Below are 20,976 nucleotides of genomic sequence, written 5' to 3' on the forward strand. Positions count from 1 at the left end.
CCGAAAATCGAGAAGATTAGTGTCGTTATTCGGTATTTCTAAACGGGAGGCAGCTGTATCATGAAAGCTATTCTTGTAGACGATGAGCGTCTGGCACTCAGCCATCTGGAGCTATTGCTGCGAGAGATTGGGGGGGTTGAAATAGTAGGGCAATACCAGGATCCCCGGCAAGCATTGGAAGCCGCTTTGGCTCATAAGCCGGATGTTGTTTTTCTGGACGTGGAGATGCCCGAGATAAGCGGGATTGAGGTGGCAGAGAAGCTTCAATCCGCTCTGCCGGATGTCCGGATCATATTCGTTACGGCATATGACGAGTACGCTGTGAAAGCTTTCGAACTTCATGCCTTGGATTATATTCTTAAACCGCCTCGTCAGGAACGGTTGACCAAAACAATTCAGCGGCTGATGGGCCAGCGGCCTGCCGCCCCGCAGCTATCCGTCAGGATACGCAGCTTTCAGAGTCTTCAGATCGAAAGCGGCCCTCCGGAGGCTTCCCAAATTGTTGAGGTCCGGTGGAGAACCAACAAGGCTCAGGAGCTGTTCGCATACTTGCTGCATCATCGGGGGAAAGCCGTGCGCAAGGATGTTCTGCTGGACCTGTTATGGCCGGATGTAGATTGGAAGAAAGGGTTCACCCAGCTCTACACCACGGTATATCAAATTCGTAAAATGCTGACCGCAGCCGGGGTAGACGTGGCTATCAAAAGTTATGAGGAAGGGTACCTGCTGGATTTGCAGCAGGTCAGGCTGGACGTCGATGAATGGGAGAGCGGGCTGCGCAAGGCGCCGCCGCTGACAGAAGCCAATCTACCTATACATATATCGCTATTGGAAGAGTATCGCGGGGATTATCTGGCCGATTATGATTATTTGTGGGCGGAGAATGAAAGGCAGCGGTTAAGAACGATTTGGACTCAGCACGCCATGCAGATTGGCGATTATTTTGTTTCCAATCGGGACTATATGAATGCCATTGGTCTCTATCACCGCATCCAAAGGATTCATCCATATATGGAAAATATTTAGGCTCTTCGCTATACTACATGGGAAAAACTACGTTTGAGAGGCATAATAGAGCGATTTGACATGGAGCCTCTGCGGGCATGAGTACTCGCGAAAGCCGCGAAGGGTAAGGAATTCGCGTTGCTAACCAGCTTATCATGCCCGCCTCTCCATATAAAATCGCTGTCTATTTACCCCACCCAGAGTAGCGAGGAAGCAATATTTACTTTTCCCTGATGCAGTTATATGAAGAGTTAGGTGACCGCAGTTCGGTAGAACGGCAGTATGAGAGTCTGAAGACCATGCTGTCCACCGAATATGATGCGGAGCCGCAGCCCGAGATTAATGAATGGTATCAGGCCTGGAAAGAGGGGCAGGCTCAGAAGCTCGAAGAACATCGGTCCAATTAGCGGCCCGGAGCGGAAATAACAAAACTGGTACTAAAGTCACGGCCCGAGTTTCAGAAAATGTTCAGGTTCACACGGTTTAATAGAGTAATATTCAAATTTTGTCGAATTTTGAGGAAAAACCTTCGTAAGGTTCGGACGATCGAAGCAGGTTAACATAATAGAACGAGTTAAGGAAGCACGGTGATCTCACAGTGATCGGAAAGTGGAAAGGATGGCCGGCAGCAGCTATTATTTTGGCGGTGATCATGATTTGTGTTATAACGATACTCTACACCCAGCGATCTGCCAAACCGATGCGTGAGGCGGCGGCGGATTCTCTATCCGAGGCCGGCATGCTGCCGGGCGAAATCTTTATACGGCGCCAAATGATCAACGAAGACGGGACGCTGAAGACCAATCTGCAGCCCCGTTCAACGGAGAGCAAGGAAACTGCTCAAGGTGCGGAGGCACTATCCGAATCCATCGGATTATGGTTGGCTTATGCGCTTGAGAAGAACGACCAGATGTTGTTTGAACAGAATGTTGATGTTTTAAGTGAACATTTTATGGAAGATGGCGGATGGATATATTGGAAGATCGGGCAGGACGGGCCGGTCACCACGAATGCATTGATTGATGATTTGCGAATTATGGAAGCTCTATACAAAGCATCGGACCGTTGGTCCGTCTCCAGGTATAAGGAGCTGGCCGATGCCATTGCCGGCAGCCTGCTCAAGAACCAGCTGACCGACGAAATCTTTACGGACTTCTATGACCGTGCTTCCCAATGGACAAGTCCGGTTCTAACCTTGTCCTACCTGAGCCCGTCTGCTCTTAAAGAAATGCTGAAGCATGAACGGCTTCCGGAGCCCCTTTATAACAAGGGGATAAAGCTGCTTAGAGATCTTCCGGAGAATAACGGGTTTTTCCCGTTCTCCTATGATGTCAGCACGGAGCAGTATTCTTATAATGACGAGGTCCATTTAATCGATTTGCTGTACGTTATTTATCACCGGGCGCAGGCGGGAATGCGCTCCGATGAGTCGTGGCTTTTTCTTAAGGATGAATTCTATATGCACGAGATGCTGTACGGCAGATATGACGCTGACAGTAAGCACCCTTCCGTCTCTTTCGAATCGCCCGCGGTGTACGGCTTGGCCATTCTGTGCGCTTTAGAGTTCGACGAAGATGAGTTTGCCCGGGACTTGTACTATCGAATGATTCGTTACCAAACGCGGGATCCGGACAGTAAGTGGTATGGCGGTTATGTGGACTATCATACCAACGATACTCATATCTTTGACAACCTTGTCCCGTTATTGGCCGAAAGGAAGATGCTTAATGAAGGGCTTCTACGCTAGAAAGAACTATTATATTATTCAATGCCTGTTAGTGCTGCTGATTATCGTGCTTGGCTGGATAGTAGGCGACTACTCCGGAATTTCGCTATCCGACATGCTGCTCTTCGGGTCGGCTTTGCTCATAGTTATAACTGGGGTTGTCTTTGGCTTGTTGCCCGGCTTGGGGGTCAGTCTTGTAGTTATGTTTCTGTTCGGGACATCACTGATTTGGGCCGCGTTCTTCTCCTCGGCCTCACTGCCCTCCGAGGGAGCGATCGTTCTGTGGATGGTTGTTTTCCTGGCGGCACCGATCATTACCGGACTGCTGCACAAATGGGTTATGACACTGTCTGCCGAGCATAAGGAAATGAGCGATAAATTCGAGCAATTCGTTACGATCGATGAAACGACCGGGTTTGATAATAAACGCCGGTTCTTCTTCGAGCTGGAGGAGGAATTCAACCGGTCGCAGCGTGTGCAGGCTCCATTCTCCCTGTTACTTATTCAAATCAAGTACTACGACAAATTCTGCTCCTTATACGGACAGAAGGAAGCCGATCATCTTATGCAGACTTTATCCGGGATTCTGTGGAATCACACAAGAAGGACCGACCGCAAATTTCGTCTGGAAGAAGACACCTTTGCCATCATCCTAACTAATACTTCGGAAACCAACGTTGATATTGTTATAGAGAAAATAGAGCATTTATGCAAAAATCATGAGCTGATCAACAAGAGGAAGAAGGTAACGCTGACCTTCTCTTTCGGCATTTCTAGCTACAACGAAAGTTTAAGTGATTATATGGAGCTGGTACAGAATGCGAATCATGAGCTTGAGCAATACATTCAATAAAATAATGGTTTGTCTGGCACTGGTCTGTGCGCTCCATATTCTTTGCAGCATTCCGCTGAAAGCCGCCGGAGCCGCCTCTTCCATAAATACGGAGGGGCAGGAACTGAGAAAAATACTGGTCGTGTATTCCACCGAGCAGGGTGAGCCGGACGATTCGGTGCGGATTCTCGATCTGGTGCTGGGGCATTTTACAGCCGACCTTGTCTTTGTCAGTGATGACCAGGTGACTGAAGAAGCGATCCGCGATAGTACGCATGTGGTGTATTACGGCAAAGTATCCCGGAGCTTACCGGAGCAGTGCAGGCAGCTTCTGACAGCATATCGCGGCCCGCTGCTGGTCATTGGAGAAAATATAGAGCAGCTGGCCGGCAGGTTTTCCTTCCTTGAAGTCTTGGGCAAGACGGAAATTAACAAAGTAAGCAAAGACGCTTCCTCCTACCAGCTTCTGGATCAGAACTATCCGGCCATCCAGGTGCTTCTTCGTCAGGGAGAAGCCGTATATCAAGGTTGGAGAGGAGAGTATTCTATTCCTCTGTTGTCTGTACACGAAGGCGACGCCTACTTCGCGACACCCAATCTGGATGCACCCTTTATCCATTTTCTGGGGGAAGGCCTCTATTCTTTCTTTGGCGAGAAGCATAAAGGTGAGCGGCTGGCCTACATCCGTCTGGAGGATGTGCATCCCTTCTCCGACCCCAATCTCGTGAAAGAAGCAGGCGAATACCTGGCAGATAAGCAAATTCCTTTCATGATCGCCGTTATCCCCGTCTATACCAATCAGGACACCCATGCGCAGTACCGACTTAAAGATAAACCTGAAATGGTCGAAGTGCTGAGAGATTTGCAGGCACGCGGAGCAAGCATCATCCTTCACGGCTATACGCACCAGTACCGGTCGTCTGAGACCGGAGAAGGCTTCGAGTTCTGGGATGTCGAGAACAACATTCCGATTTCCGGTCCGCCCGATTCGGTAATTGAGGTCAAGCGGCGCCATCATTTTTCCTCCGAAGCGCAATATGAAGCCTATTTGAGGGACAGGCTGGAGTTTCAGGAGAGCTATACCCGGGAACGGCTGGAGAAGGGCATCCAGGAGTTAACAGAGCTTGGATTGTATCCGCTTGGCTTCGAGGCCCCCCACTACACTATGAGCCTGGAGGGTTATCGGTGGGTATCGGAATATTTCACTTATCTCCTCGGGCAGACCCAATTGGGGAATGAGGATTGGCATCATATGAGCACCGCCCCTTATGTAACCAGCCCCTCTTTCCTGGGCGGGATGACTTTGCTGCCGGAAACCGTCGGGTATTACGATCCGGAATCGCTGACTCCAATAGGGGACTTTGCCGAAAAATTGGAGCAGATGAGTTTTATAGAGGACGGGATGATCGGAATGTTCTACCACCCGTATCTGGGGGTGAAGGGCCTCAGGGACATGATTGCCTACGCCGAGGAGATACCCGGTCTGCGATGGATCGATATGAAAACATTGGAACATCGCAAATCGGAGAAGTTCTCCGCTGTCGACCGCTCGGACAGACCTTATACGGGGGACAGTTTCTTCTCGAAGTTAGCCGAGTTCTGGGAGGCCGGGACAGTACAGAAGGTTCTGTGGATAGTCACCGCTGTAGTTACGTTCATGGTTATCGCCTTCTTGCTATATACATTGCGGATTCGGCTCAGCTTGCGTAAACAGCTGTTTGAGGAGAGAAGAAATCATGGCTAACACGCTATTCTATATTTCGCTGTCCGTCATCTGGATCATGCTCCTGTACCACATGTTTCTGATGCAAGGAGGCTATCTGCATTATTTGCGTTTCCGGCGGCCCATCAAGCGGTGGGAGCAGAACGGGATTCCTCTGCCCAAGGTCAGCATTCTGATTCCGGCGCATAACGAAGAGGTGGTCATCGAACGAACCCTGAAGGCGATGATTCGGCTCGAGTACCCGAAAGAAAAGCTGGAAATCGTCGTCATCAACGACAACTCTTCAGACCGGACCGGGGAGATTGCCGACAGGTATGCCGCCAAATATCCTTCCGTGAAGGTGGTCCATACTAAACCGCCCCATGCGGGCAAAGGAAAATCAGGAGCGTTGAATCAAGGGCTTAAGCATTCTACCGGCGATATTATTGTCGTATATGATGCGGATAATACCCCGGAGCGCAAGGCAGTGTACTATTTGGTTCTGGCCATGCTGAATGATCCCAAGGCCGGGGTGGTCGTCGGCAAGTTTCGAGTTGTCAATGCGGCACACAATCTTCTCACTCGGTTCATTAATATCGAGACCATATGCTTTCAATGGATGGCCCAGGCCGGCCGGTTCAACTGGTTCAAGGTGACGACCATTCCAGGGACGAATTTTGCCATTCGCAGAAGCCTGATCGAGCAGTTAGGGGGCTGGGACGAGAAAGCACTCGCGGAAGATACCGAGCTGACTATTCGAGTTTATAATAGCGGCTATTATATCCGTTTTTTCCCGGCAGCTATTACCTGGGAGCAGGAGCCGGAAACGTGGAAGGTATGGTGGAAGCAGAGGACAAGGTGGGCACGCGGCAATCAATACGTGGTGCTGAAGTTCGCCGGCAGCTTGTTTTCTTTGCGGAAGAAAAGCATTATGTTCGACATTCTGTATTTCTTCTTTACGTATTTTTTGTTCTTCCTGGGCGTCATTATTTCGGACATGCTGTTTATCATTAACCTCTTTGTCGATTTGCAGCTCAACATCGGTATCGTCGCCATCATTCTGTGGATTCTGGCCTTCTTCTTGTACGTTACGGAAGTCATGATCGCACTGAGTATAGAGAAAACGGAATTTACGCTGAAAAACATACTGATTATTTTGTTCATGTATTTTACCTACTCCCAGCTCTGGATTGTGCTGGTGATGTATGCATTGTTTCTGGAGACCAAACGGGTGCTTCTCCGCGAGGAAACCCGATGGTACAAAACGGAACGCTTTAGCAAAGATAAACAACAAAAAGAAGCCTTGTAGCGGAGAGAAGGATGGGAGAAAGCAAATGGACAAACAGTGGAAGTGGATTAAAGCGGTTGTTATAGCGAGTCTGGTTATAGCTATTATAAAACCGGCAGGGGCGGCTTATGCCGAGGCCGGACAGGCCCCCGTTCCAAGGGAAATCAGCGCCGTCTACCTTCAAGATGCAGCGCCATCGACGACGGCCTCCAATGTATCCGGGACCTCTCCCGGTTACATCTATCGCTTTCTCAGCGAAGCAGTCACCCTGCAAGGGGTCGAGCAGGCGCAAGATTTCTATTATCAAGTTCCTAAAGCGGAACTGGGAGACAACAACTATATTGAGCTGGAATGGCGTCAATCTGACCTGCTGCTTGCCTCTCAATCGACCTTAACGGTTATGGTGGACGATAAGCCGTTAACAAGTGTTCGGTTGGACGGCGAGGAAAATCATGCCCGCATTCCGTTAGGCCCGGAGGAAATGTCGCCCGGGTATCATAAGCTGACGCTGAGCAAGTACAGCGTCATCGCGGACAATTATTGCGTTGACCAGTATAACCCGGCCAACTGGCTGAAAATTACACCGACATCCCATGTCTTCATGGATACCCTATCGAATTGGACTGCTTCGGATTTATTGAAGGATTTCCCGCATCCTTTTATTGAGCAGGGGATGCAGGAGGAAGTGTACGGAGTGATCGTTGTACCGGATCATCCGTCTGCGGAAATAATCGCCTCATCTCTGCAGGTATCCTCCTATTTGTCTTCTCTAACGGCAACGAGGAAGGCAATGCCCATTAAGACGGAATCGGAATGGTTAAGCTCCGCGGAGTTTACCCATGCCTTAGCCATGGGAGGGACAGGTCAATGGAACGGACCCGTTAAGAATATTCTGGACAACCACCCCTTAGAGCTTCAGGGTGAAGAGCTGTCCTTGGACAATTTCTCAGTTACGGACAACCAAACCGGATTGACGAAGCAGATGCTGCTTGTCTCCGCGGAAACCGATCGGGCTATTGCAGATAAAATTCGGGTATTGACCGATTCGAAGCTGGCCAAGCAGTTAACCGGCAACCATCTGATTATCCGGGAAACACCGCAGCCACAGACCGATGCCGGCCCAACCAAACCTTTGACCCTATCTTCTTATGGGTACGGACATGTTTTGTTGGATACCGTACATCCGTCGACCGATCGGTGGACGCTCCGGATTCCTTCTTACTGGAAGCTGACGGGAGAGGCTTCCCTCGAGCTGAAGCTCAAGACTTCGCCGCTACTGACCCACGAGCTGGAGGAGTATAAACGGAACAAGAAAACCCGGAAAGCATCGGCCAATCAACAGGAGAAGGAGGAAGGAAGCATTGCCCTGGGAACCTCCCGCACTGCATTAACGGTAACGATCAACGAAATTCCGACCAGCGTGCCGCTTCAGGGAGGCGAAGGGCAGGATGGCAGCTATACGGTCAGTATTCCTCTTACCAGGTATATTGAGGATCCGGACTTCAACGGGGTATTGGAACTGACCTTTGCAGCCAATATCGTAGAGCCGGAAGAGGTTTGTTATCCGGACCGCAATGGGGGCCGATGGATTTTTATCGATAAGGAAAGCGTTGTTCAGCTTCCCCATGAAATCATCGGGAATGACAGCTTCCAATACTGGCCTGCGCCCTTCGTCAATGATCGCGGGCTCGATCAGACCGCCTTTATTCTGCCTCAGGAGGTCAACGGCTCGACGTTGAAGCAGCTATCCCTGCTGATGAACGAGATGGTTGGCGACACGGGGAATCTGAACCGGCCCGTTGTATTCAGCGAGCCGCTGTCCGCTGATGCGGTTCAATCGTTGAAAGACTTTAATATCGTGCTGTTGGGAGATATAGGCCTGTACCCATCACTGCAGCAGGAGAAGGACAAGCTGAAGCTGCAATCGGAGAACGGTCGGCTGTCCTTGGCGAAATATAACGTAATCGGTGAAACGGCAGAGTATGCCGCCTGGATACAGCCCTCTGTCTGGAATAAGGACAAGCGGATGGCTGTGTTTCAACCGGCCAACGGCCAAGAGGGATTTACGCATCCGCAGCTGCTGCAATTCCTTAAGAATGAGCAAGAGAACCATAGCTTGGTTATCATGAGCCGATCCCAGGAAGTATGGTCCGTTTCGCTGGATCCGCAGCAATCCCAAGGCTCTCAGGGGGAGGAAAGCCCTTCTCCGTCGAAGGGAGCCGGCTTATCGAAGTTTTCTGCATGGCTTCTGGTGCTTCTGCCCGTTCTATTTCTAGTGCTGCTGTTTGTCTTTATCCGATTGTGGAAGAAGCAAAAGAAGAACAACTAACCGACATCGAAATTATGTTCAGAAATTGTTCAGCCTGCTATAGTTAAATAGGATAATACTATACTCTTCGAATGAGATAACACGGTTAGGATAATATAAAGGATGGATTTTAATGGTAATGAGCAAGTCGATGGGCAGGGAACAGAGTCCCGTCCCGGAGTTACAGCAGGGCACCCCGTTGTCCTCATATAAGGACAGCGGAGTGACTTCAGCGGAAATCATGTCCATGATTCATTCTGTTACGGATAAGTGGCTCGAGCAATTGGAAGGGATCCCCGTCATGGTTAAGGTAACCGATCGGGACGGCCATATTACGGGGATTATGGGAGACCCTTCATTAAAGCGGTTAGCCCTCGAATCATCAACTCCCGACCTTACGCCTCTGAAAAGCTATACGGTTCCCCTCCCGGAAGAAGAGGATTTTCAGGGGCTTGGGGCCATCTCTATCGTTACTACGGCTGTGCATGCCCACCCCTTGTTTAACGCCATGCTGGTATCTGCCGTCCAATCCTTGGAAAATGAGATCCGACTGTTAAAGGAATTAAAGGAGGCCGCCAGCCGCTGCAGAATGGCGGATGCCTACCGGCACATGGCCTACCATGACGACTTGACGGGTTTGCCCAATCGGAGACATTTGGCAATGACCATTCCCGAGCTGATAGATAAAGCAAAGTGCAATCAACATATGCTGGCTGTCTTATATCTTGATTTGGACAGATTTAAGCAGGTTAATGACGGGTATGGCCATTCTCAGGGAGATGCCCTTCTTAAGGAAGTCGCGGAAGAGCTTCAGAATGTCCTTCCCCAAGGGGTCGTTGTCAGAATGGGAGGAGATGAATTCACAATCCTGCTTCCCGAGATTGCACAACAGGAAGAGGCGATGCAGGCGGCCGAGAGAGTACTGGGCTGCCTGGACCGGGATGTCAATATAGGAAGCTCCTCCTTCAAGATGTCCGTCAGTATCGGAATTTCCTGCTATCCCCAAGACGGGCTGGAGGCGGAAACGTTATTGGAGCATGCCGACCTGGCCATGTACCAAGCCAAGTCATCAGGCAAGAACCAATACCGGATGTACTCGCCTGCGATGAATCGCAGTCTGGTTCAGCTATCGCTGCAATCCAGGCTGCATAACCCTTCCGGTGCCGGAGCTGCCGTACTAAGGCGCTACCCTACACCTGCGCGGAGCCGAAACCGAAAGCTTTTTTTCCCTAAAGGGCTCCCGTTATAGATCCGCGGTTAAACGGTTAAGGAACGGTGTAAGTGACAGAAAGATGGAGAGCACAATGATGACCGATATAGGCAGACGCAGAAAAATTCGAAGCATTATCAAGCAGTACCCGGAAGTAACCGATTCGGAAATCACCTTCCTGATCCAGGTTATTAAAGAAAAGAAGGTCCACCTGATTGTCAATCGGAACAATCCCATTTTTATGAAAGATCAGACCAAATACAGAGCCATGATGGACCAATTGGGACGGATCGAAAACCGGCTTCTGTCAGGGGAAGCGGGCGAAGGGGATGCCATCGCCGAGGTTAAGGAATTCTTTCTGAAATAATTATGCCGTATATGCTGGCTTGGCGAGGCGGAAACGGTTATGATATAGACAACTGAAGGTCAGGTTAACCAAGATAGTAGAGAGGAATCCGAAACGGAAAATCGGAACCGGACCTTGCAACTTCTAGTCAAAAGAAGGATGTTGTCCCCTATGAACAAGACCGATCGACTATTGGCGATCGTGCTGGAGCTTCAGCGCAACGGAATGCAGCGGGCGGAAGATTTGGCTGCCAAATTCGAGACCAGCATACGAACCATTTACCGGGATATGCAGGCTTTGAGTGAAGCCGGTGTTCCGATAGTAGGCGCCCCCGGGCAAGGATATTCTTTGCTTGAGGGGTATTTTTTGCCGCCTATGAGCTTTACCGTGGAGGAGGCCGTCACCTTGCTGATCGGCCTTCATTTCGTTGAGCGCGAGTTTGACGATGATTATCAAGCTAAGGCGTATGCGGCAAGGGGGAAAATCGAAGCCATCCTTCCGGGGACCACTCGCAGGGAAGCGGAGCGGGTGCGGGATGCGTTTAGACTGCTTACGGGTAAAATGTCAGAGGGCAACGGCCGGCGGGAGGAGATGCTCAAGCTGTTGCGCCGCGCTATTCTGGATCAGAGAAGAGTCCGGTTCAATTATAAGAAGCCTGGTCTCGATGTCCGTGTCCGCAAGGTGGACCCTTACGGAATTGTATATATCGGGGGGACGTGGGTGCTCGTTGCTTTCTGCCATCTGCGGCAGGCTCTCCGTCATTTCCGTATGAGCCGTATACGTGATCTGGAATTGCTTGTTGAGGGATTTCGGCGTCCGCCGGATTTCACTCTGCACAGCTATCGGCCTCCGGATGATCGCAGCGTCTTGATAAAGCTCCTTATCCATCATCGCGCCGCGGATAAAGTGAAGGAGAGCGATTATTTCTACATCGAAGAGCTGGAAGACGGCCAGGATGGCCTGCATGTTACGCTTAGAGTCCGCCGGCCCGAGGAGGTCCTGCACTGGATTCTCGGCTGGGGATCGGATGCCGTCGTATTAAGCCCGGAATCATTGCGGCAGAGAGTTCGCGAAGAAGCGGAAAAAATAATTAAACGCTACTGACATACTGCTGTCAGTAGCGTTTTTGTATAGTAAGGGTACTTACACGAAAGGAGCTAAGCATTTATGGACTCTAATCAAATCTTGCAGAGCTTTCAGAAAGTAACCGAACGATATATTCAGGAAATCGAACGGCTGGAGTGGGAGCAAATGCTCCGCAAACCAAGCGAGGATGAATGGTCGCTTGGACAAATGTACATGCATCTGATTAACTCGGCCCTCTATATGCAGTTGAAGAATGCGGAGGCTTGTCTGGATCATTCAACGGCTGCTGCGCCGGCTGAGGAGAAAACGGAGAGAGGTCGTGCGGTATTCGCCCAGGGCAGCTTTCCGCCGATCGCCATTCGCGTGCCTCCTTCTGACCAATATATTCCCCCGCAGCCAGCCGGCAAGGATCAGATCATTGACGGCTTGATGCAGGTCGTAAGCCGGATGCAGGACATTGAGCCTCAATTGAAAGGTGTCTCTCTTGCCTATACGAGGCCGCATCCCGGCTTCGGCGGATTAAATGCGAAGGAATGGTTTTGGCTCGTTGAGATGCACTATCGTCATCACCTTCACCAGCAAGAACGGCTGAAAGCATGGTTGCGTACCGGATGAAGCTTTACAACGGCGGCTGCGAATCAAGGGAAAAGCCCGCAGCCGTTTTTTTCTTGCTTTTTGAAACGGTTAGTGTTAATATAAGGATTAATATACGAAAACACTGGAATTCACATGTTGTAAAGGGTTATCCTTCGTATTGCGGTGCCTTTTCCAATATGTGAATTTTTATTTTCTATCCAGAAATAAAATGATCATGTTAATTTTTAAAGTTTGGAGGCTGTTTGTATGCAAACAGGTACAGTGAAATGGTTTAACGCGGAAAAAGGCTTCGGATTTATCGAAGTGGAGGGCGGCAGCGATGTATTCGTGCATTTCAGCGCGATTACAGGGGAAGGCTTCAAATCGTTGGATGAAGGCCAACGCGTTCAATTCAACGTGGTTCAAGGAAATCGCGGACCGCAAGCTGAGAACGTAGTGAAGCTCTAGGTTAAACCCTTAAACTGCCCTTAACTCCAGTTAGGGGCAGTTTTTCTTATTGTTGCAGGGCCGTATTAGCAGTCGGATGTGGTGGATTTGCCTCCAGAGGCGAGCCTACGCTTTTGCAAAGTCACGGACAAGAAAGTTTGGAAACGACGATACAGCATACTGGTTGTCTGGATTTGGCACGTACGTAACTTCAGAACGGAATGAACGCTTACCTTTATGGCCAAGTGTATGATCCTATAGGGAGGAGTTAGTGAGATGAGCTATCGCAGAAGATTGTCGGAGGACATTCCGGAAGAGGATAGCAGAATATGGTCCTGTACCCAACAGGGCTGCAAGGGCTGGATGAGGGATAATTTCGCCTTCGATAGTTCTCCCAGATGCCGGTTGTGTAATGCACCGATGGATATCGGCACAAGGAGGCTCCCACAGTTGATCAATACCAACGGGGACCTTAAAGCTTTGAAGAAAGGCATCTCCATTCAATAATCAACGAGCATGGAAGCCCCGACCGCAGGAGGTCGGGGTTTTGTTATCACTTAGGAATCTTTAAGTTGATTAAAGCGGGCACAAATTCCTGCGGTAATGCATCAATTTTGAACTGATAGGCTCCGTTAAAAGTTATTTTTCCACATAGAAATCATTAAATTCTTACAGAGTTAATATAGCGTAGAACAAAGTTTCCTATTAGACCCCCATGCCGCTGACCGCGGCACCATCAGATGATGAAAATGGATGGATTTTCAAGGTAGAATAGAGTTGAATTGCTTCAATAGTGTGAAATTTGAAAACTAAATGGATTTCATACAGTTAGATTTCTATATTCGGAAGAAATATGGAAACTAACTGGAAAACCTACAGTTAGTTTGCGCCAAAACAGCCGTTTCGCCCAAAGCTGCCCATTTTAACTGTAGTTTATCCAGTTAGTTTGATCATTTTCGCCCATTCGCTTGAATCTACCTGTACAAAATACAGTTAGACGTGCCGCTCCGCTTGCAACGATGCCTGCAGACGGTAAAATAGACGGATTTTCAAGGTAGTATAGTAAGCTGCTTTCGAAAGACTGCCACGCTAAGGCCGTAGTATACGAGTGTTGGCGCAACGATAAAATTTCCATCTCCGCTGACGATCGGCAGGTATGTAAGTTTGTGGGTCTAAAAAATTTTTGGATTGCCGATTTGGCAGGAATATGGTTTTATTGGATTTACGGGGATTTTTATGTAAACGCTTTAATGGGAGGCGTGGCGGAAGTGGAGCTGAAGAAAAGATTAATACTGCTGTTTCTCGTCGTTGCGGTTACTCCTCTTGCGCTGCTGGGGGCATTTTCCTATTACAAGTCGGCGGAAGCCATCCTCGATCAAGTATGCCGGAGCATACTGGAGAACCTGTCACAAGTGAATCACAGCATCAATTATTTTGTTAAAGATATCGAGCAATTGTCGATGTATATCTATAGCAACGAAGATATTCAGCAGGTGCTGTCCAAGCCGGGCGACCGCAGTTTGGCCGAGAAGCATAGCGACCGCAAGCAAATTAATGCGATTCTGGAATCATTCCTCGGGTTCAAAAACTGGGAAATCTCCATTTACCTATTGGGGGAAAACGGGGACCGCTATTTCACCGGCGAGCTGCTGCCTAATTCCTACCGCGACTACAACGTCCACTGGGGGCTGTTCCGCAAAGCCGATCTGGCGAACGGCAACGTAGTCTGGGATACCCATTACGCGATGAAAAAAATGGATGATTTCGGCGTCGTTCTCAGCTCCGGCCGTATGCTCAAAAATATTGAAACCAATCAGCCTCTGGGCTTTCTGGTGATCGATATAATGGAGCCGGCGCTTGCCGATAAATATAATAAGGCCCAATTATACCCCGGGGGAGAGGTGTTCCTGCTGGACCGCAACGGTTACGTGGTCTCCAGTCTGCCCTCCAAGCATCAGGTGGGGACTAAGCTGGATCAGCCTTATATTGATCAGGTCCTGGAGGGGAAGAAAGGCTTCTTCCGCATCCCGCCGGGAGAACGGGGAGGTTCCTCGGCCATGGTGACCTTCGACACCTCGGAGATGACCGGCTTCAAGCTGGTCAATGTAGTGCCGGTCAGCGCGTTGACCAAGGAAGGAAGCAGCATCCGCAATTTGACCCTGATCATCATTGCCATATGCATTCTGTTCGCTTTCTGGCTCGCTTATTTTCTGTCCAACAACGTGACCCGTCCTTTGCGGAAGCTGCGCTTTCTGATGCGACTCGTCGAGGAGGGAAACATGAACGTTACGTTCGCCGCCGGCTCCAATGACGAGATCGGACAGCTGGGCAGAAGCTTTAACAAGATGCTGGCCCATATCAAGCAGTTGATCAATGAAGTATACGAGAAGCAGCTAAAGCTGCGCGAGGCCGAGCTGAAAGCGATCCAGGCCCAGTTCAATCCCCATTTTCTGTATAATGCGCTCGATTCCATCAATTGGATGGCACGAATTCATAAAGTGCATGATATCAGCAAAACCGTCGTTTCCCTGGGAGAGCTGCTTCGCTTCAGCATTCGCAAGGATCACGAAATTATCGAGGTGCGGGAAGACATTCAACAAATCAAAAATTATCTGGTCATTCAAAATATGCGCTACCGGGATAAATTTGACGTCCGCATCGAAATAGAACCGGAGATTGAAGGCTGCTATACCTTGAAGCTTCTGCTCCAGCCTATTGTCGAAAACGCTATCACTCACGGGCTGGAAATGAAGGAGGATAAAGGGTCTCTAGTCATTACCGGCAAGAAAAACGGAGGTCGGCTCAGATTTACGGTCGAAGACGACGGGGTAGGAATGAGTGCAGATCTGGTGCAGGCCATGAGAGAGAATCGGTATCGTTCGCCCGCCTTCGATAAGACAGGCATCGGACTTTCCAATGTAAGACGCAGGCTGGAATTATATTTTAGCGGAAATTACGAAATGGAGTTGGACAGCCGCCCGGGCCAAGGGACGCGGGTTCGGATAGAATTTCCGATATTGACGGAGAGGGAGGGCAGATATGTACACGATCCTGATAGTGGATGACGAATGGCTGGTACGGGAAGGGTTGAAGCAGACGATTCCATGGGAAGAGATTGGCTGCCGGTTGATCGGAGAAGCCGCTAACGGACAAGCCGGATGGCAGATGATTGAGCGGCATAAGCCTGACATTCTGCTTACGGATATCCGGATGCCCGGCTGCGACGGATTGGAGCTGGCCAGGAGGGCAGGCGAAGCTTATTCGCACACGAAGATTGTCTTCCTGACCGGGTTCGACGAGTTTGCTTATGCCCAGCAGGCGATTAAGTTAGGGGCCGCCGATTTTGTCCTCAAGCCGACCGATCCCGATGAATTGATGTGCACGATAGGCAGAGTCATCCGGCAAATTGAAGCCGCGAGGGAGCAGCAGGAATACGCGAAGCGGCTGGAGCTGAAGATTGAGAGCAGCCAACCGCTGCTGCTGGCCAAATTGCTGCATGATTTCATGCTGGATAGCGCTACGGAGCGGGAAGCCGAGCTGCTGAAGGAGCTGCTGGGAGACCGGGTGAATGAAGTGTTTGCCTCGTTTCAGGTCGCAATTGTAGAGTGGGAGCCGGACAGCGTTCAAGATGGCAGGCCTCCATGGACTTCCGCCTTGGAGCCGCTTATGCAAGCTTTGGATGGCTGGTCCCCGGTGGCGGGCTCCAGTGGGGCAGCTTCAATCGTTTCCGATGCCGGCTACTGCACAACAGGAAGCCTGCGGCTCTTCATGCACGAGCATCGGCTTGCCGTTCTCCTGACCTGTCCGCCCGCAGGCTGGAGGGAACAGGCTTCGGGGCTCATCGCGGCTTGCCGGGACCAGGGATGGAGCGTAGCGGTCGGCATTAGCGGTATGCACCGGCACTACCATTCGCTGGCAGCGGCCTATCATGAGGCGGAGGTGGCCTTGCAGCAGAAGGAATATATCGGTTATAACCGGATCATCTGCTATGAAGAATTGGATCAGCTGATCGTCAAGGAGAAATACGGTTTGGATACGATTGAACAATATATCAGGGAGCACTACGATAAGGATATTTCCTTGCAGGACGTTGCCGCATCGGTTCATATGAGCGAAAGCTATTTCAGCCGGATATTCAAAAAATACAGCGGAGTCAGCTTTATCGAATATGTAACCCAATTGCGCTTGGAGAAGGCGAAGCAGCTTCTGCTGCGGCCGGATGCCAAAATTTATGAGGTCTCCCTGGCGGTAGGATATCAGGACGCTCGCTACTTCAGCCAGCTGTTTCGCAAATGGACTGGGGAAACCCCGACCGAATTTCGCAGGCGAATGGGATTGCACTAAGCGGTGCTTTCACGGACGCCTGTTTTTTCTTTCCCAGGTAAAAAATAGTGGACAAAAAAATCGACAGTTAGGAAATTTTGTCTCATTGGCAGCGCTTACAGGTTGCTTTATAGTTTAGACAACACCGACGTGCTCCCGTCAGGGTCCAACCTGCGGAACCGGAGGATGACAAAGAAATAAGGAATGGGAGGTCTTTAAGTGAAAAAGAAAGCGTTATTATTCCTTCTGACGGTACTGCTTCTGGTGACTGCCGGCTGCGGCGGAGGCGGTGGCGGAGGCCGCAAAACGGCCGAAAATAATCCATCGGAGGGAGGAGCGAAAGGCAAGGGACGCTTGACGGTATACTCGCCGAACCAGGCGGAAATTAACAATCCGATCATTAAGGAGTTCCAGGATCGCACGGGAATCCAGGTGCAGCTGATCTCCGGGGGAACCGGGGAGCTGTTGAAGCGGGTAGAGGCCGAGGCGTCTAACCCGTTGGGCGATGTCTTCTTCGGCGGCGGACAGGAATCTCACGATGCGTTCAAGGATTACTTCGAATCCTACGTCACCAAAGAAATCGACAATCTGGAAGCCGACTACGTCGATCCGAACAAAGTCTGGACACCGCTGTCCATTCTGCCGATGATCATTATTTACAACAAGGATCTCGTTTCCGAAGAGGAGAAGCCCAAGGGCTGGGAAGGTTTGCTTGACGAGAAGTGGAAGGGCAAGATAGCTTTCGCAGATCCTCAGCGTTCGGCTTCCTCCTATACACAAATGGTCACCATGATGACGGCCTTCGGCTTGAATGACGAGAAGGGCTGGGAGTTCATCAAGAAATTTGTCGCCAATCTGGACAATAAAATTTTATCGAGTTCCTCTATGGTCTACAAAGGGGTTGCGGATAAAGAGTTTTATCTGGGCATCACCTCGGAGGACGCGGCTCTCCGTTATATCGAAGGTGGAGCTAAAGTGGGCATTATCTATCCCGAGGAAGGAACCTCTGCCCGTGCGGATGCTTTATCTATCATCAAAGGAGCCAAAAATCTTGAAGAAGCGAAGCAATTCATCGACTTTGTCGCCGGTCCGGACGTACAGAGCCTGATTCAGAAGGAATTCAAACGCCGCTCCGTCAGGAAGGATGCCGAGAAGGTCGAAGGCATTCCGCTCACCAAGGATATTAAAGTGCTGCCGTATGACACCGAGTGGGCATCCGAGCATAAGGATGAAGCTGTTGCGCGCTTTACCAGAATTGTAACAGGACAAGAACAATAAGATGGGAATCCGGTGCTTAACGTTGCCGTTAGGCACCCTTCTTATCTGTCGGGAGGGACCGTAATGCAGAAAATCACCTTTGAGCATGTTTCCAAATATTTTGGCACCGTTAAAGCGGTGAACGATGCGCATTTTACTATTCAGGAAGGCGAATTTTTCACCTTGCTCGGACCGAGCGGCTGCGGCAAGACAACCCTGCTGAGGACGATCGCAGGCTTCTATAGGCAGGAGGAGGGCAATATTTATTTCGGGGATCGGCTCGTGAATGAGGTGCCGACCCATGAACGGAATATCGGGATGGTATTTCAGAACTATGCTATTTTCCCCCACATGACCGTTTTTGAAAATGTCGCTTACGGCTTGAAAGCGAGGAAGGTCGGAAAGAAGGAAATCGAGCAGAGGGTGATGGAGGCTCTGGAAATGGTGGAGCTTACCCACCTGCGGGATCGGGTGCCGTCAGATATGAGCGGCGGCCAGCAGCAGAGAATCGCCCTGGCGAGAGCGATTGTCATCCGGCCCGGTCTGCTTCTCATGGATGAGCCCTTGTCCAATCTGGACGCCAAGTTGAGAATCAAGATGAGGACGGATATCCGCAAACTGCAGAAAGAGCTGAACATCACTACGATTTATGTAACGCACGATCAGGAGGAGGCGCTTGCCGTATCCGACCGTATTGCCGTACTCAGCGACGGCTGCGTTCAACAGATCGCTTCTCCGCATGAGATTTATGCTTATCCCCGGAACCAGTTCGTTGCCAACTTTATCGGAGCCTCCAATTTTATTGACTGCCGGGTTGGGGCCATCGACCCTCTAACCGGGGAGGCGCCGGTCGAACTGCACGGAATCCGCTTTCCCTTGAAGCTGTTCCGTCCCGGCGAAGGTCAGGCTTTGCTGTCGGTCCGGCCGGAGAAGATTCGGATTGAAACCGGGCAGACCAAGGACACGCTTATTCCCGGGGTAGTACGGACCGTCACTTATTTGGGCGATAAGGTCAGTTATAGTGTAGATCTTGGCGGGCAGCAGGTGATCGAGGTTCAGCAGCATGCGGTGGAGCCGGAGCATCTGATTAGCGAGAAGCAGAAGGTTTATCTGGATTTGCAGCCGAATAAGGCGGTGCTGTTCGATCAGGAGGGGAAGGAGGTCCTTTATAATGCAACAGCCCATCATTCGGCCCGCTCTGGCCAACCGGCTTAGCTTGAAAAAATGGGATTTCTGGACCTGGGTTACGGTAATCGTTTATCTGTTCCTGTTTTCCTTCATTGTGTATCCGCTTTTCTCCTTATTTTATACCAGCTTGTTTAATGAGAAAGGCGCTCTGTCGCTGCAAAATTATGAGCACTTCGTCAAGCTGAAGTATTACCGGGACGCCCTGTTTAACAGCTTTAAAGTTTCCGGTCTGGCTACCATCTTTGCGATCATGATCGGGGTCCCCTTGGCTTATGTGACGACGCGATATAATATTAAGTTTAAAGGCCTCATCAATATTATGGTGATTATGTCGCTGTTGTCGCCGCCTTTCATCGGGGCATACTCCTGGATTCTGATGCTCGGCAATAACGGGTTTATTACACGGTTCTTGCACGATATCGGCATTCCGATGAAATCGATCTATGGCTGGCACGGCATAGTCTTTGCCTTCACGCTTCATTATTACCCCCACATCTATCTGTACGTATCGGGGGCATTAAAGACGATAGACACCTCGCTCGAGGAAGCATCCGAGAGCCTGGGAATGCCCGGCTGGAAAAGGCTTACGACCGTCACTCTTCCGCTGATCTTCCCTACGCTGTCCACCGGAGCGCTGATGGTGTTTATGGCTTCCTTCGCGGATTTCGGTACGCCGATGCTGCTGGGGCAAGGCTTCAAGGTGCTGCCGATTCTGGCTTACGAGCAGTTCATCAGCGAGATGGGCGGCAATCCGGCAATGGCCAGTACACTCAGTGTTGTGCTGATTCTGTGTTCTACATCGATTCTGTTCCTGCAGAGGTATCTGGTTTCACGGAAAAATTATTCCATGACCGGAATGAGGACCCCGAAGGTCCGCACATTGCGTCCGGGGCTCAAGTGGGGATTGACAGCGCTTGCTTTTATCCCGGCGTGTATTTCCATCATTCCTCAGGTGACGGTGATCGTGACCTCCTTTATCAAAACGAAGGGACCGGTCTTCCATCCCGGATTTAGTCTTGACAGCTATAAAGAAATCCTGTTCCGGGTGCCGAAAGCTATATTAAACACCTATACGTATTCATCCATCTCCATAGTGATTATGATTGCGATGGGGATGCTGGTTGCCTATTTGCTCGTCCGCAGGAAATCGAAGATTACCGCCATGCTGGACAGCCTGTTGATGGTTCCGTACGTTATGCCGGGAACGGTGCTCGGGATCAGTCTGATCATCGCCTTCAACAAGCCGCCGTTAATTCTTACGGGGACGTGGATTATTTTAGTTATTTCCTACGTCATCCGCAAGCTTCCGTACACCATCCGGTCCAGTACGGCCATTCTGCAGCAGTTGGATAAAAGCGTGGAAGAGGCTTCCATCAGTCTTGGGGTGCCTCCGGCCAAAACCTTCTTCAAAACGACGGCACGGCTCATGGCTCCGGGAGTATTGTCCGGCGCGATCTTAAGCTGGGTCACGACGATAAACGAGCTGAGCTCAACGATCGTCCTCTACTACGGGGCGACGGCAACCATTACCGTGACGATTTACAGCGAGGTCTTCACTTCCAACTACGGAACGGGAGCTGCCTTGGCGTCCATACTGACTTTTACGACATTAATTTCGTTATTGATTGCTAACAAGCTGGCGGGCAAAAAGGGACTCCAACTGTAAAAAGAACCATATCAAC

17 protein-coding genes are annotated in these 20,976 nt (G+C 50.3%); all 17 read left to right on the top strand.

What is annotated here, in order from left to right:
• Nucleotides 1–60 precede the first annotated feature (60 nt).
• The 17 genes from ACTHRH_RS12455 to ACTHRH_RS12535 all read left to right on the top strand — a co-directional run bounded on the left by ACTHRH_RS12455 (nt 61) and on the right by ACTHRH_RS12535 (nt 20,960).
• A complete protein-coding gene (locus tag ACTHRH_RS12455) occupies nt 61–1,026 on the top strand; it encodes a response regulator (protein ID WP_440415792.1) in 966 nt (321 codons plus the stop codon).
• Nucleotides 1,027–1,603: 577 nt separating this feature from the next.
• Nucleotides 1,604–2,752, top strand: a complete 1,149-nt coding sequence (locus ACTHRH_RS12460) for a hypothetical protein (protein ID WP_440415794.1) — start codon at nt 1,604–1,606, stop codon at nt 2,750–2,752.
• Nucleotides 2,733–3,584: a diguanylate cyclase domain-containing protein gene (locus tag ACTHRH_RS12465; RefSeq protein WP_379289895.1), complete on the top strand. Its 852-nt coding sequence runs from the start codon at nt 2,733–2,735 to the stop codon at nt 3,582–3,584. The genes ACTHRH_RS12460 and ACTHRH_RS12465 overlap by 20 nt, the downstream gene beginning before the upstream one ends.
• Nucleotides 3,550–5,307, top strand: coding sequence for a polysaccharide deacetylase family protein (locus tag ACTHRH_RS12470; protein WP_440415797.1), 1,758 nt, complete (start codon nt 3,550–3,552; stop codon nt 5,305–5,307). The genes ACTHRH_RS12465 and ACTHRH_RS12470 overlap by 35 nt, the downstream gene beginning before the upstream one ends.
• A complete protein-coding gene (locus ACTHRH_RS12475) occupies nt 5,300–6,574 on the top strand; it encodes a glycosyltransferase family 2 protein (RefSeq protein WP_379289899.1) in 1,275 nt (424 codons plus the stop codon). The genes ACTHRH_RS12470 and ACTHRH_RS12475 overlap by 8 nt, the downstream gene beginning before the upstream one ends.
• Nucleotides 6,575–6,599: 25 nt before the next feature.
• On the top strand, nt 6,600–8,882 hold the full coding sequence (locus ACTHRH_RS12480) for a cellulose biosynthesis cyclic di-GMP-binding regulatory protein BcsB (protein ID WP_379289901.1): 2,283 nt from the start codon (nt 6,600–6,602) through the stop codon (nt 8,880–8,882).
• Nucleotides 8,883–8,994: 112 nt separating this feature from the next.
• Entirely contained in the window at nt 8,995–10,110 is a 1,116-nt protein-coding gene (locus ACTHRH_RS12485) for a diguanylate cyclase domain-containing protein (protein WP_440415800.1), read from the top strand.
• Between the two features lie 55 nt (nt 10,111–10,165).
• Nucleotides 10,166–10,438, top strand: a complete 273-nt coding sequence (locus ACTHRH_RS12490) for a hypothetical protein (RefSeq protein ID WP_440415802.1) — start codon at nt 10,166–10,168, stop codon at nt 10,436–10,438.
• 150 nt (nt 10,439–10,588) lie between these two features.
• Nucleotides 10,589–11,521, top strand: a complete 933-nt coding sequence (locus tag ACTHRH_RS12495) for a helix-turn-helix transcriptional regulator (protein WP_144940460.1) — start codon at nt 10,589–10,591, stop codon at nt 11,519–11,521.
• A gap of 63 nt (nt 11,522–11,584) precedes the next feature.
• Nucleotides 11,585–12,118, top strand: a complete 534-nt coding sequence (locus ACTHRH_RS12500) for a DinB family protein (protein ID WP_144940458.1) — start codon at nt 11,585–11,587, stop codon at nt 12,116–12,118.
• A 228-nt stretch (nt 12,119–12,346) separates the two neighbouring features.
• The gene (locus ACTHRH_RS12505; protein WP_144940456.1) at nt 12,347–12,547 is read left to right on the top strand and encodes a cold-shock protein; all 201 of its coding nucleotides are present in this window, start codon (nt 12,347–12,349) and stop codon (nt 12,545–12,547) included.
• A 255-nt stretch (nt 12,548–12,802) separates the two neighbouring features.
• On the top strand, nt 12,803–13,033 hold the full coding sequence (locus tag ACTHRH_RS12510; RefSeq protein WP_440415805.1) for a cold-shock protein: 231 nt from the start codon (nt 12,803–12,805) through the stop codon (nt 13,031–13,033).
• Between the two features lie 659 nt (nt 13,034–13,692).
• On the top strand, nt 13,693–15,591 hold the full coding sequence (locus ACTHRH_RS12515) for a cache domain-containing sensor histidine kinase (protein ID WP_440415807.1): 1,899 nt from the start codon (nt 13,693–13,695) through the stop codon (nt 15,589–15,591).
• Nucleotides 15,566–16,870 (top strand): response regulator, encoded by a 1,305-nt coding sequence (locus ACTHRH_RS12520; RefSeq protein WP_440415809.1) that lies wholly within the window; start codon nt 15,566–15,568, stop codon nt 16,868–16,870. The genes ACTHRH_RS12515 and ACTHRH_RS12520 overlap by 26 nt, the downstream gene beginning before the upstream one ends.
• A 198-nt stretch (nt 16,871–17,068) precedes the next feature.
• Complete coding sequence (locus ACTHRH_RS12525; protein ID WP_440415811.1) at nt 17,069–18,127, top strand: ABC transporter substrate-binding protein; 1,059 nt, start codon at nt 17,069–17,071, stop codon at nt 18,125–18,127.
• 63 nt (nt 18,128–18,190) lie between these two features.
• Complete coding sequence (locus tag ACTHRH_RS12530; RefSeq protein WP_144940448.1) at nt 18,191–19,321, top strand: ABC transporter ATP-binding protein; 1,131 nt, start codon at nt 18,191–18,193, stop codon at nt 19,319–19,321.
• Entirely contained in the window at nt 19,278–20,960 is a 1,683-nt protein-coding gene (locus tag ACTHRH_RS12535) for an ABC transporter permease (protein WP_144940446.1), read from the top strand. The genes ACTHRH_RS12530 and ACTHRH_RS12535 overlap by 44 nt, the downstream gene beginning before the upstream one ends.
• The last annotated feature ends 16 nt before the right edge of the window (nt 20,961–20,976 follow it).

This window comes from Paenibacillus sp. SAFN-117 (assembly GCF_051966115.1).
Taxonomy (GTDB): Bacteria; Bacillota; Bacilli; order Paenibacillales; family NBRC-103111; genus Paenibacillus_L; species Paenibacillus_L residui.